This window comes from Streptomyces sp. NPDC001941 (assembly GCF_040296945.1).
Taxonomy (GTDB): domain Bacteria; phylum Actinomycetota; class Actinomycetes; order Streptomycetales; family Streptomycetaceae; genus Streptomyces.
Genome location: NZ_JBEOYE010000055.1, coordinates 1 through 12502 on the forward strand (window position 1 = coordinate 1; position 12502 = coordinate 12502).

At 73.6% G+C, this 12502-nt stretch carries 14 protein-coding genes; 5 read left to right on the forward strand and 9 right to left on the reverse strand.

The annotated features are described in order from the left end of the window. Positions 1 to 102: 102 nt before the first annotated feature. A complete protein-coding gene (locus tag ABT160_RS30155; protein ID WP_351651075.1) occupies positions 103 to 1260 on the reverse strand; it encodes a WD40/YVTN/BNR-like repeat-containing protein in 1158 nt (385 codons plus the stop codon). A 164-nt stretch (positions 1261 to 1424) separates the two neighbouring features. Next, a complete protein-coding gene (locus tag ABT160_RS30160; protein WP_351651076.1) occupies positions 1425 to 2504 on the reverse strand; it encodes an NADH:flavin oxidoreductase/NADH oxidase in 1080 nt (359 codons plus the stop codon). Positions 2505 to 2676: 172 nt separating this feature from the next. Between ABT160_RS30160 and ABT160_RS30165 the strand changes: the two genes are divergently transcribed. Further along, a complete protein-coding gene (locus ABT160_RS30165) occupies positions 2677 to 3024 on the forward strand; it encodes an ArsR/SmtB family transcription factor (protein WP_351651077.1) in 348 nt (115 codons plus the stop codon). 72 nt (positions 3025 to 3096) lie between these two features. Here the strand turns inward: ABT160_RS30165 and ABT160_RS30170 are convergent, their stop codons facing one another. Further along, positions 3097 to 4446, reverse strand: a complete 1350-nt coding sequence (locus ABT160_RS30170) for an FAD-dependent oxidoreductase (RefSeq protein WP_351651078.1) — start codon at positions 4444 to 4446, stop codon at positions 3097 to 3099. 495 nt (positions 4447 to 4941) lie between these two features. On the opposite strand from ABT160_RS30170, the gene ABT160_RS30175 reads away from it, so the two are divergent. The 3 genes from ABT160_RS30175 (at position 4942) to ABT160_RS30185 (ending at position 7220) form a co-directional block, all read left to right on the forward strand. After that, positions 4942 to 5625, forward strand: coding sequence for a DUF6214 family protein (locus ABT160_RS30175; protein WP_502984326.1), 684 nt, complete (start codon positions 4942 to 4944; stop codon positions 5623 to 5625). A 131-nt stretch (positions 5626 to 5756) separates the two neighbouring features. Beyond that, positions 5757 to 6452 carry an HAD family hydrolase gene (locus ABT160_RS30180; RefSeq protein ID WP_351651079.1) on the forward strand — a complete coding sequence of 232 codons (696 nt, stop codon included), beginning with the start codon at positions 5757 to 5759 and terminating at the stop codon, positions 6450 to 6452. A gap of 156 nt (positions 6453 to 6608) precedes the next feature. Further along, positions 6609 to 7220 (forward strand): TetR/AcrR family transcriptional regulator, encoded by a 612-nt coding sequence (locus ABT160_RS30185; protein WP_351651080.1) that lies wholly within the window; start codon positions 6609 to 6611, stop codon positions 7218 to 7220. Between the two features lie 184 nt (positions 7221 to 7404). Here ABT160_RS30185 and ABT160_RS30190 read toward each other — a convergent pair whose 3' ends face one another. The 3 genes from ABT160_RS30190 to ABT160_RS30200 all read right to left on the reverse strand — a co-directional run bounded on the left by ABT160_RS30190 (position 7405) and on the right by ABT160_RS30200 (position 9908). Then, the gene (locus ABT160_RS30190) at positions 7405 to 8121 is read right to left on the reverse strand and encodes a phosphatase PAP2 family protein (RefSeq protein WP_351651081.1); all 717 of its coding nucleotides are present in this window, start codon (positions 8119 to 8121) and stop codon (positions 7405 to 7407) included. A 33-nt stretch (positions 8122 to 8154) separates the two neighbouring features. Next, on the reverse strand, positions 8155 to 9090 hold the full coding sequence (locus ABT160_RS30195; protein WP_351651082.1) for a M56 family metallopeptidase: 936 nt from the start codon (positions 9088 to 9090) through the stop codon (positions 8155 to 8157). A 119-nt stretch (positions 9091 to 9209) separates the two neighbouring features. Next, positions 9210 to 9908 (reverse strand): DUF5134 domain-containing protein, encoded by a 699-nt coding sequence (locus ABT160_RS30200; protein WP_351651083.1) that lies wholly within the window; start codon positions 9906 to 9908, stop codon positions 9210 to 9212. 179 nt (positions 9909 to 10087) lie between these two features. Between ABT160_RS30200 and ABT160_RS30205 the strand changes: the two genes are divergently transcribed. Beyond that, positions 10088 to 10648: a GNAT family N-acetyltransferase gene (locus ABT160_RS30205; protein ID WP_351651084.1), complete on the forward strand. Its 561-nt coding sequence runs from the start codon at positions 10088 to 10090 to the stop codon at positions 10646 to 10648. Between the two features lie 122 nt (positions 10649 to 10770). On the opposite strand, the gene ABT160_RS30210 is transcribed toward ABT160_RS30205, so the two are convergent. From ABT160_RS30210 to ABT160_RS30220, 3 genes are all read right to left on the reverse strand, one after another. After that, positions 10771 to 11454, reverse strand: coding sequence for a glycerophosphodiester phosphodiesterase (locus tag ABT160_RS30210; protein ID WP_351651085.1), 684 nt, complete (start codon positions 11452 to 11454; stop codon positions 10771 to 10773). 109 nt (positions 11455 to 11563) lie between these two features. Then, on the reverse strand, positions 11564 to 11689 hold the full coding sequence (locus ABT160_RS30215; protein ID WP_351651086.1) for a hypothetical protein: 126 nt from the start codon (positions 11687 to 11689) through the stop codon (positions 11564 to 11566). Between the two features lie 78 nt (positions 11690 to 11767). Then, positions 11768 to 12484, reverse strand: a complete 717-nt coding sequence (locus tag ABT160_RS30220) for a PadR family transcriptional regulator (protein WP_351651087.1) — start codon at positions 12482 to 12484, stop codon at positions 11768 to 11770. Positions 12485 to 12502: the final 18 nt, after the last annotated feature.

The following is a 12502-nucleotide window of genomic DNA, read 5'->3' on the forward strand; positions in this document are numbered from 1 at the left end:
AAGACCCGTACCCCCTACGACGAGGCCACCGCCTGGTCACACCACGCAACCCTCCCAACCGCAGCTTGACACCGCTACGGCATGGGATGTCTGACGGTCACTTCATCCGACCACCGCCGCTCGTACGCACAGCACGTCCGGGAGGTGGGAGGCGAGTTGCCGCCAGCTGTCGCCGTCGTCGGCACTGGCGAACACCTCGCCGTTGCGGTTGCCGAAGTAGATCCCGGCGGGGTCGGCGTCGTCGGTGCACAGCGCGTCGCGCAGCACGGTCCCGTAGTGGTCCTCCTGCGGCAGCCCCTGCGAGAGCGGCTCCCAGGCCGCGCCCGCGTCGGTGGTGCGGAAGACGCGGCAGCGCCGGTCGGCGGGGACCCGGTCCGCGTCGGCGGTGATGGGGAAGACGTACGCCACGTCGGCCCGGTGGGGGTGGGCGGCGACGGCGAACCCGAACGTGGAGGGCAGGCCCTCGCCGATGTCCTGCCAGTGCCCGCCCGCGTCGTCGCTGCGGTACACGCCCCAGTGGTTCTGCAGGTACAGCCGGTCCAGGTCCCCCGCGTCCTGCGCGATCTTGTGGACGCACTGGCCGAACTCGGGGTCGGGGTCGGGCAGGAACACGGCGGACACGCCGCTGTTGGACGGCGCCCAGCTCGCCCCGCCGTCGCGCGAGCGGAAGACCCCGGCCGTGGACACGGCGACGGTCACGGCCTTCGGGTCGCGGGGGTCGGTGACGACGGTGTGCACTGCCTCCCCGCCGCCGCCCGGCACCCACTTCTCCCGCGTCGGGTGCTCCCACAGCGGCCGCACCAGCTCGAAGCTCTCCCCGCCGTCCTCGGAGCGGAAGAGCGCGGCGGGTTCCGTCCCCGCGTACACCACGTCCGGCTCGTCGGGCCCCGCCGGGTGCAGCTGCCAGACCCGCTCCAGCGAAGTCCCGGTGTCCTGGGGGAACTTCACCGCGGGCCGCTTCGGCTCGGTCCAGGTCGCGCCGAGGTCGTCGGAGTGGAACACGGAAGGGCCCCAGTGCGCGCTGTCCCCGCCCACCAGCAGCCTGGGCACGCTCCGCCGTGTGTCGATGGCGACCGAGTACACGGCCTGCGCGTTGAAGTGCGGGCCGTCGAGCCTCCACCGGCCACCGCTTCTGCGGCCGATGAAGAGCCCCTTGCGGGTGCCCACGGTCAGTAGTACGTCGGGTAGTCGTACGTCGGGCATGGCCGACACCTCCAGGACGCCGTTGTCTCGGATACGGGCCAGTCTGCACCCACCCACTGACAGTGGCTTCCGGAGCGGAGTCCCCGCAGGTCAAAGCCCCTCCGCGCGGCGCAGGCGCTGCACGGAGGGGCTTCGGCCGGGGTCGGTCTCGGCCGGGGTCGGTCTTCGCTTGCGGGCGGGGCGGTCTCCGGTCTTCGACGCGGGGCCGCCCGGGCCCGGCGTCAGACCGCCCGCAGGTACTGCTGGGGCGTGCGGATCTCGCCGTCCAGGGCGCGGGCCGCCTGGCGGGCCCAGGACGGGTTGCGCAGCAGCTCGCGGCCGAGCAGCACCGCGTCGGCCTCCCCGTTGGCGACGATCTTCTCGGCCTGCTGGAACTCGGTGATCAGGCCCACGGCCGCCACCGGCAGGCCCGTCTCGGTGCGCACCCGGGTCGCGAACGGGACCTGGTAGCCGGGGCCGACCGGGATGCGTACGCCCGCGGCGTTGCCTCCGGTGGAGACGTCGAGCAGGTCCACCCCGTGCTCCTTGAGGAGCGCGGCGAAGCGCACGGTGTCGTCGGCCGTCCAGCCGTTCTCCTCCAGCCAGTCGGTCGCCGAGATGCGGAAGAACAGCGGCAGCTCGTCGGGCCACACGGCCCGCACCGCGTCCACGACCTCCAGGGCGAAGCGCGCGCGGTTCTCGAACGAGCCGCCGTAGCCGTCCGTACGGTGGTTGCTGTGCGGCGAGAGGAACTCGCCGATCAGGTACCCGTGCGCCCCGTGGATCTCCGCGACCTGGAAGCCGGCTTCCAGGGAGCGCCGCGCCGCGTCCGCGAAGTCCCGTACGACCGTGGTGATCTGATCAACCGTCAATTCGGCCGGAACCGGGTGTCCCTCGGCGAAGGGGAGTTCGCTCGGGCCGACCGGACGCCAGCCGTGCGCGTCCTCGCCGAGCGGACCGCCGCCCTCCCAGGGGGCGTCCGTGGAGGCCTTGCGGCCCGCGTGGGCCAGCTGGATGCCGGCGACGGCGCCCTGGTCGCGGACGAAGGAGGTGATCCGGCGGAAGGCCTCGACCTGTTCGTCGTTCCAGATGCCCAGGTCGTAGGGGCTGATCCGGCCCTCGGGGCTCACCGCGGTCGCCTCCGTGATCACCAGGCCGGTGCCGCCGGTGGCGCGGGCGCCGTAGTGCGCGAAGTGCCAGTCGCCGGGAGCTCCGGTGAGCGGACCGTCCGGCGCCGCCGAGTACTGGCACATGGGCGCCATCCAGACACGGTTCGGGATGGTGACGGACTTGATCGTGTAAGGCTCGAAGAGGGCGCTCACGACGGACTCCATTCGGGTGGTGCTTCCGGATGCCGCTTGTACGGTACCCATCGTAGTACGGCAGCTGTCAAACTACGAGGCTTCTCGTACAATGGGTCGTGCCGGACCTGCCCCGGCCAGGTGCCCGTGCCGCCGGGGACCCGTACTGATGGAGCACCGGAAAGAGGCCGTCGTGAGCACCGTGACCAGCCCCCGCGCCCTGGACCACCCCGCCCGCGACGAGATCCGCCTCGAAACCGTCCTGCACGCGCTCTCCGACCCGATGCGGCTCCGCGTCGTCTGCGAACTCGACCAGGCCGGAGCCGAGTTGAACTGCTCCGACATCGAGCTCCCGGTCAGCAAGTCCACCACCACCCACCACTTCCGCGTCCTGCGCGAAAGCGGCGTGATCCAGCAGGTCTACCGGGGCACCGCCAAGATGAACGGCCTGCGCCGCGACGACATGGAAGCCCTCTTCCCCGGCCTCCTGCAGAGCGTCCTGGGCTCCGCCACCCGCCAGGAGCAGCGCGACCAGGCGTGAGGCCCGGCGTCGGGGGAGGCCCGGCGGCCCCGGCGGTCCTCCTGAAGCCCCCGCCCCCCGCGGCCCCGCCCCCTACGCCCCCGCCGCCCCCAACAGCCCCGGCCAGTCACCGATCTTCACCGTGCGGCGCCCCAGCGAACGACCCAGGTGCGCCTCCGCCTCCTCGATCGAGAGCCACCCCGGCCACCGCACCGGGCGCATCCCCAACTCCCGGAGCGCGACCTCGGGTTCGACGTCCTCCACCACCGGGCGGCGGGCCAGTTCCTCCGCGTCCGCGAGCAGCGACGCCACCGTCTCCTTCGCGCACGGCCGGTTCGTCCCGATCACCCCGGTCGGACCGCGCTTGATCCATCCCGCCACGTACTCACCCGCCGAGGCGGCCCCCGCCCGCACCACCCGCCCCGCCAGGTGCGGCACCGTCCCGCTCGCCGCGTCGAACGGCAGCCCCGCCAGCGGCACGCCCCGGTAGCCCACCGCCCGCAGCACCAGACCGGCCTCCACCTCCTCGTACGCGCCCGTACCGCGCACCCCGCCAGCCCCGTCCGGCTCGGTCCGCTCGAAACGCACCGCCACGACCCGCCCGCCCTCGCCGACGACCTCCACCGGCCGCAGGAAGAACCGCAGGTGGATGCGGCGCTCCGGGCCGTCCGCCGGGGCGCCGTCCGCCCAGCCGCGTACCACTTCCACGTTGCGCCGGCTGGCCGCCGCGAGCCCCGACGGGTCCGCGAACGCCGGGTCCAGCACCAGGTCCGACGGCTCCACCACCACCCGCGCGGCGGGCATCGACCCCAGCTCCCGCAGCTCCTTGGTGGTGAACTTCGCCTGCGAGGGGCCCCGCCGCCCGACCATGTGCACGTCCCGCACCAGACTGCGGTCCAGCACGTCCAGCGCCGACTCCGGCACGTCCGTGGGCCGCAGTTCGCCCGCGCCGCGCGCCAGCACCCGGGCCACGTCCACCGCCACGTTGCCGACCCCGATCACCACCGCCGAGCGCGCCCCCAGGGCGAACCCGGCCGGGTCGGCGTCCGGATGCGCGCTGTACCAGGACACGAAGTCCGTCGCCGACACGCTGCCGACCAGGTCCTCGCCCGGCACCCCGAGCTTGCGGTCGCGCGCCGCCCCGACGCAGTACACCACCGCGTGGTACAGCCCGAGCAGTCGCTCGGGCGTCAGGCCGCGCGCGCCCACCTCGACGTTGCCGAGGAAGCCGACCCGCTCGTGCTCCAGGACGCCCCGCAGGTTGTTCTGGAGGGACTTGATCTTCTCGTGGTCGGGTGCGACGCCGTACCGGACCAGGCCGTACGGGCACGGCAGCCGGTCCAGGACGTCCACCCGCACCCCGGGCACGAGGGTCTGCTCGACCAGGGCCTGGGCGGCGTACACCCCGCTCGGACCGGAACCGACGACGGCGACACGAAGCACGGTGCGCTCCTTCCACGGGCTTCCGGCGGCTCCGGATGTCCGGAACCGCCGGGCCGCGAGGTCTGCGAGGTGCACGGAATGGGCGAAGGATCCACGCGAGGGCGGTGCGGGAGGTGGTGCGGGAGGTGCCGGCGCGGGGGTGCGACCGGCAGGTGGTACACGCTGGCGTCGTCGCGCAACGCGTGCGCAAGGCCGTACGTACCGACGGCCGCGCGCGGACCACGCGCACGGACGTGGGACCTCAGCATCGCACCGGGGCGCCCGGAGGTGGAGGGCCCGGCGCGGGGGAGGTGCCGCGCGGGCGCGCGAGGACGGCGTGCGGCGGGGCGGGCGCGGGCCGACGGGCACGGTGGCGTACGAGGGTTGACGACCGTGGTTGACGCGCCCGGTTGACCGCCGTGTTGACGCTCCCGGATGCGCTGTAGGAGTGCCTGGTCGGAGACCCGTGTGCGTGCCGACCGTGTCTCCGGCGATATGCCTGATTACTTTGTGTTTATGCCTGTACGTGACTTTTCCACCATCGACGATCCGTACGGATATGGAACCGACGGACCGAACGGAACGGGCACGGTGGACGGCGTCGACGCCGGCGTCGCGACGGAGATGTGGCCCGTCTGGGAACTGCGGGGCCACGGCTCCGGTACGCGCGAGGTCCTGCCGCCCTGGTTCCAGTTCCGGCTGACCTTCGCCGACGGCGCGCGCGTGGACGTGATGGCCGTGGTCGCCGACGACGGCCGGGTCTCCCTGGAGGACCTGCGGGCCGAGCCCCCGCTGCCGCTCGACGTGCTCGGCGAGGTCGCCCAGTGGATCGAACGCCCGCTCGCCGACGCCTGGCGCGCCCTCGCCGGACAGGGCGGCGGCGCCTGGGGCGCGCCGACCGCGACCTCCGTCGCCAGCTGGGGCACCTTCCCCGGCCTCCTCGCGGACGCCAGGGAGCGGGAGTACGAGCGGGAGTACGAACGCGAACGCGAACCCGCCCACCGCGCCCGCTCCGGCTGGCCGCGCGGCCAGGCCGGACGCCGCATCGCCGCCGAGGCCTACACCGCGGCGCAGCGCGAGGGCCGCGACCCGGTGCTCGCCGTGATGTGCGCCACGGGCCGCAGCCGCCGCAAGTCGCTCCGGCTGATCGCGGGAGCACGCGACGAGGGCTACCTGACACCGCGCCACAACCGCCGCTGAGCACGCCACCGGGTACGCGGCGGGGCACGCATCCGGGTACGCGGCCGGGCGCGCCGCCGGGTACGTACGGCGGATACGGGCCCGTCCCGGCGCACTTGTGGCGCGCGCACCGGGGCCACGAGGATCGCCACATGACGATCAAGGGCGTGCTCTTCGACTTCTCCGGGACCCTCTTCCGCATCGAGACGGCGGACTCCTGCCTGCGCGCCGCGCTCGCGGCCCGCGGAACCAGCGCGACGCCCACGGACGTGGACCGCTGGGCGCGCGAGCTGGACCGGGTCGGCGCGGTGGCCGGCGGCACGCCGCCCGAGCGCGTTCCCGAGGCGCTCGCCGGGCTCTGGGCCACCCGCGACGTCGACGCCGTGCGCCACCGCGCCGCCTACACCGGCCTCGCGCGCCAGGTCGAACTGCCCGACCCGGAGCTCCACGAGGAGATGTACGACCGGCAGATGCGGCCCGAGGCCTGGCACCCGTACCCCGACGCGGGCCGCGTCCTCGGTGCGCTGCGCGGGCGGGGCGTCCGGGTCGGCGTGGTCAGCAACATCGGGTGGGACCTGCGGCCGGTGTTCCGCGCGCACGGCCTCGACGCGTACGTCGACACGTACGTCCTGTCGTACGAACACGGCGTCCAGAAGCCGGACGCCCGCCTCTTCCGGGTGGCCTGCGAGGCGCTGGGGCTCGAACCGGAGGACGTGCTGATGGTCGGGGATGACCGAATCGCCGACGGCGGCGCGGCGGCGCTCGGCTGCGCCGTGCACTTCGTGGATCACCTTCCGGCGTCGCAGCGACCGGAAGGGCTTGTTCCGATCTTGGCCGGAATCGCCTGAGGACCACCCGGGAGAAGACACCGGAAACCACCCGGATCCGACGATCCCCCGCGTCGCCGGATCCGGGTGGCATGCCCTCTGACCAGGTACGTCAGCACGCGGCCAAGGGCTGCGCTGAGTATATTGGCTCTGAGCCAGTCAACGCAGGAGTTAAGCATGTCCCCGCGAAGCGCATCGGTCAATGAAGAGCTTCGTCGCCGTTCCCGCGAGAAGCTCCTCCAGGCGACCGCGGACCTCGTCTCCGAGCGCGGCTACGAGGCAACGACACTTTCGGACATCGCCGACCGCGCGGGCTCCGCGCGGGGCCTCGTCTCGTACTACTTCCCCGGCAAGCGCCAGCTCCTGCAGTCCGCCGTCCACCGGCTGATGCACCTGCGGCTCGAGGAAGCGCTGGAGCGCACGCCGCGCACGGAGGACGGCCGCGAGCGCCTGGCGCGTGCGATCGACGCGATCCTGGGCCTCGCGGTGGACCGCCCGGTGCTGATGCGCACGCACATGGCGGGGATCCTCCAGGCGGAAGGTTTCCTCCAGTGCCCGGAGCAGCAACGCCTGGCGTTCCTGCTGCGCGACACGGTCGAGCGGTACGGGGTGGAGAACGCGGACGTCGACTACCCGCTGCTGCGCGCCCTGCTGATGGGCGCGGTGTTCGCGGTGGTCCTCCCGGGGGCGGCGATGCCCCTGCCACGCTTGCGCGCGGAACTGTTCCAGCGCTACGGGCTGGAGTGGGGGATGGGGGTGCCGCCGGTGGGGGTGGGGGATGGGGGCTGACGGATGTCAGCTGACGGCTGATGGATGACAGACGGCAGACGGCAGCTGACGGCTGACAGCGGGCGGACGACAGATGACCGTTGACAGACGCTGAAGTTCGTCAGCCGTCAGCCGTCAGCCGTCAGCCGTCAGCCGTCAGCCGTCATCTGTCAGCTGACATTCGTCAGCGGTAAGCGGTCATCTGTCAGCGGTCATCTGTCAGCCGTTCGCTGTCCGGTGACCGCTGTTCGCTGCTCGCTGTCCGCCGTTCGTACGTCCACGCCGCGACCGCCACCACCAGTGCCCCCAGTAGCCAGCCCCCGACCACGTCCGTCAGCCAGTGGACGCCCAGGTACAGGCGGGTCACCCCGACGCCGATCACCGAGACGGCCGCCACCGTCAGGCCGGTCAGCCACACGCGGTCGCCGGCCGGTGAGCGGGCCAGGAGCCACAGCAGCAGGCCGCAGGTGACCGTCGCCGTCATCGCGTGGCCCGACGGGTACGCCGCGAACTGGGCCGAGTCCACCGGGTCGGGCCACTGCGGGCGTTCGCGGCCGATGAGCGACTTCAGTCCCTGCTGGAGCGCCGCCGCGAGGGCGGTGGTGACCGCGAACCAGATGGCGAGGCCCCGTTCGCGCCGCCACCAGAGGGCCAGGACCGTCACCGCGGCCAGTGCGCGCATCGTCACCGGGTCCCACACCCAGTCGCTCAGGATCAGGTTCGCCCGCGTCAGGGCCGGGTGGGCGACCGCACTGCGGTGCAGGGAGTCGGCCAGCGAGCGGTCCAGGTCGTGCAGCGGGCTCCAGCCGGTCGCGACGAGCACGGTGAGCAGCAGCGTCGCGCCGGTGAGGGCGGCGGCCAGGACGGGCAGGGCGCGGTCGCGTACCGGTGGTGCGGGTGGGGGTGGTGTGGGGGTGCACATGGGGTGATCCTTGCCGAATCGGGCCCCCGCAAGCTATCCCAGCGCGCTGAGCCCGGGGATGAATGCGACCAACAGGGGGACGGCCGGGACCAGGGTGGCGGTCGCCGTCAGGCCCAGGCGGCGTACGGCCGGGAGGCGGGGCTGGGCCCTGAGGAGCCGGTCGACCCGCTGCGGCAGCTGGGCGTCGGGGCCGGAACCGGGGCCGAACACGCCGCGGTCCTCGTTGAGTTCGACCAGGGCCAGGGCGATCGTCAGGCGGCCGAAGCGGCGGGAGGCGACGTCGTCGGCCGCCAGCTCCACCAGGCGGTGCATCTCGTCGCGGAACGCGGCGAACACCGGGATGCGCGGGAACCCCTCGGCCAGCGCCGCCGAGCAGTGCAGCAGCCAGTCGTGGCGGGCCTTGGCGTGCCCCTCCTCGTGCGCCACCACCGCATCGAGCTGACGACCCTTCAGGCGACGCAACGCGGCCGTCGTGACGACCAGTTGGGGCGGCGTCCCCGGGAGCCACCAGGCGTCCGCGCGCTCGCCCTCCAGGACCACGAGCGGGCCGCCGCCGCGCTCCTCGCCCGGCAACAGCGGCGAGCGGTGCAGGAGTTCGGACCGGCGCCGGGCGCGCCGCACGCGGGCGCGGCGCACCTCGCGGGTGAGCATCGCGGCGCTCCACACGCCGCCGAGCGCGAGGAGCACGGCCAGCACCGCGGACCAGGGGCGGTGCGCCGTCAGGGCGTACGCCTCCAGTACTCCGTGCGGGGCGGGCGCGAACAGGTTTCCGCGCACGGCCTGCCAGGCGGCGGACGCGCTGAACACCATCGCGAGGGCGAAGCTCAGCAGGACGGCGGCCACGGCGCACTGCCACACCCACAGCGCCACGACGGGCTCGCGCTCCGGCCAGTCGGCGCGGGCCAGGACCCTTGGCGCGGCGACGGCGACGAGTGCACCGAGCATGAGCAGCGCGAGGGAGACCACCATGCGGTCACCTTATGAGTGCGGCTGTACCCGTCGGTATGACCTCACGCGCCAAGTGACGTACGCCACGTTTCCGCGGCCCTTCCGGCGCGCCGTCCGGTGCGCCCTTCAGCCGCCGCCGCTCACAGGGCGACCAGCATCGCGAGCATCGCGATCGCCATCGACAGGCGGCAGGCGAGCGCGAGTTCGGGCCGCGCCCCCCACACCGCGGCGGCCCCGCCCGCACCTCCGGCGCCCACACCACCTCCACCCTCTGAGGCCCCGACGGCCCCTGAGGCCCCGACGGCCCCCGTCGCCCCGACCGCCGCCGCGACCGGGACGAGCCGGGCGCCGGTCCGCAGGACGTACACCGTGTAGTAGACGAGCAGCGCGCCGGTGAGCAGGGGTACGCCCGCGCTCATGCCGTGACCCGCGTGCGCCCCCTGTGCGCCACCGCCGCTCATGCCGGCGCCCATGCCGCCGCTCATGTCCATCCCCAGGCCCCCGCCCGCCCCCATGCCCGTCCCCATGGCGACCGCCATGTAGACCATCGCGGCCGAGCCCACCAGGTGGTGCAGGTGGTGCGGGCTGCGCAGGGCGGGCCACAGTGCGCGCAGCCCGGCCGCGCCGAACACCGTGGCGTACACCAGCCAGCTCCATTCCGGCGGGACGTAGACGGCGGCGGGCAGGGCCATGGCCGCCATGCCGAACCCCATCACCGCCTCGCTGCCCGCGACACGGCGCTCCGCGCCCGTACAGGCGTGCCTGCGGACCAGGCAGTAGGCGCCGGTCGCCGCGCACAGTGCCATGAGCAGCCAGCCGGACAGCACCGGTCCGTGCACGGCGTACCTCCCCGCTCGACGGTCGTCCCCTGGTCGATGCCCGCCGGGCGGCCGGCCCATACGAGCGGCATGCGAGCGCAGGGGTGTACGAGGGGGAGCACGGTGCCCGGCGCGGGGCGCGTGGGGACGGCGTTACCCTCGTGGTGATCCGCGACACCCATGAGGGAGACCCAGACGCCATGGACACCGCCACGCCCCAGGAGGCCTCCGCCCTCACCTACCGCGATGCCGTCGAGGCCGACGTGCCCGCGCTCGTGCCGCTGATCGAGTCGGCGTACCGCGGGGACTCCAGCCGTTCGGGCTGGACGACGGAGGCGGACATCCTGCGGGGGCAGCGCACCGACGCCGACGGGGTGCGCGAGGTGATCACCAAGCCGGGCTCGCGGCTGCTCGTGGCCGAGCGCGACGGCGAGCTGACCGGCTGCTGCCAGCTCGAACACCGGGGCGAGGCGGCCTACTTCGGGATGTTCGCGGTCCGCCCGGGGGTGCAGGGCGGTGGTGTCGGACGCCAGATCATGGCGGAGGCGGAGCGGCAGGCGCGCGAGACGTGGGGCGTGCGCGAGATGCACATGACGGTGATCACGGTGCGCGAGGAGCTGATCGCCTGGTACGAGCGCCGGGGGTACCGCAGGACCGGGGAGACGACGCCGTTCCCGTACGGCGACGAGCGCTTCGGGATCCCGCAGCGGGACGACCTGTGCTTCGAGCTCCTGGTGAAGCCGCTCTCCGGCGCGGTCTGAGCCGACGCGCGGTCCGAGCCGATTCGCGGTCCGATCCGACGCGCGATCCGAGCCCGGGCGGCCGATGCTCTGCCGACTCCGGGGCGGGTGCCGTGGTGCACCCGCCCCGTCCCGGTGGTCCGTCAGGCGGTGAAGCGGCCCGTGCGGCGGATCTCCGGGTAGTCCGTGGTGACGCCGTCCAGCTCCAGTGCGCGGGCCAGCCGCAGCTGGTCCTGGGTGTTGACCACCCAGCCGATGACGCGCAGGCCCGCGCCGTGCGCCCGCTCGACCACCTCCAGGGTGAGGCGGCGGATGCTGAGGGCGAGGGTGGGAGCCCCGGCGGCGACGGCGCGCTCCACGATGTCGTCGTCCCAGCGGCTCGCGACCAGGGCCGTGCGCACGCCGGGCACCAGGCGGGCGATCTCGGTGACGGCCTCGTCGTGGAACGAGGCCACCTCGACCCGCCCGGCCAGACCGCGCCGGTGCATCACCTCGGCGAGGGCGCGGGCCGCCGCCGCGTCCTTGATCTCGGCCTGCAGGGGCGCCGACACGGCGTCGAGCACCTCGTCGAAGAGCGGGATGCGCTCACCGCCGCCCGCGTCGAGTTCGCGCAGCTCGGCGAGGGTCTTCTCGGAGATCGGGCCGGTGCCGTCGGTCGTGCGGTCCAGTTCGGTGTCGTGCATGACGACGAGGGCGCCGTCCTTGCTCAGGTGAAGATCCAGCTCGATGGCGTCCATGCCGGAGCGCTGGGCCCGGACGAAGGACCTGAGGGTGTTCTCCGGTTCGACACCCATGACTCCGCGATGACCGATGGTGAGGAAACTCAAGATCTTCTCGCTTCCCGTCGAGTGGTCGAGCCCGGTCGGTCGGCGGTGCGGCGTCCCGGGCCGGCGGCTCCCGCGCGGTGCTGGTGCCCCACGCGGCACGGGTCGCAGCCTAGTGGCCCGCCTCCAGGACGGAACCCGTCTCGCGCGAGGGAGCGGAGTGGTCCGCCCGGGCGCCGGCCACGCCCAGGAGGAAGCCGGTGAGGACGGCGGCGACGAGGACGGCTCGAATGCTCACGGCGTACGGCTCCGGTGGTGCGGGGGAGTGGGGTGACACGTCCGTCCTACCGCCGCGGCGGGCGCGGGGCGTGCCTCGTCACCCGTGCGTGGGCGCGTCCCACGGGGCTTGACGGGCGCCCGGTTCATCAGCTTCCGGGGCGATACGTCCCAACCCCGGGCCGAGTTGTGCCAGGTCGTCGAGCATCGCCCGCGCCAACTCCAGCTCCGCGGCCCGCTGTCGCTCGCTCCAGCGCAGGGCGACGCACGGATGGTCCCAGCCCGTCACTCCCTCGGCCCGCGCGAGCGCGTCCCGTACCTCCTTCAACTCCGCTTCGGTGGCCGCCATGTGATGGGTTATCAATTCGCGCAGGCGCTCCGGGGCGGCCAGGTGCCCCAGCCAGACGCGCAGGACGAGGGGGTGCTTGAGCACGGCCGGTCCGCAGCCGTCCGTCCGCGACCAGTGCGCCAGGGCGGCGCGGCCGGCCGCCGTGATGGCGTACGCCCTCCTGGCGCGCGGCTCCTCGGGGCCCGAGCGGCGCGAGGTGGCGTAGCCGAGCGACTCCAGGCGGCGCAGCTCGGCGTAGACCTGGCTGATGGCGGGCGACCAGTAGAAGAAGCGCAGGGAGGCGTCGGCCCACTTCTTGAGGTCGTAGCCGGTGCGCTCCCCGGGGAACGAGAGCAGGCCGAGCACGGCCCACGCGGTCGCGGGCAGGTCGGCGGCCGGTGGCGCGGGGTCGGGCTCCGGACGACCCGGGGCAGTAGCGAAAGTCTCCTCCGACTCCCCTTGCTTCTTCGGCATCTGACGATTAGTCATATGGCGAATTGAAGTGAG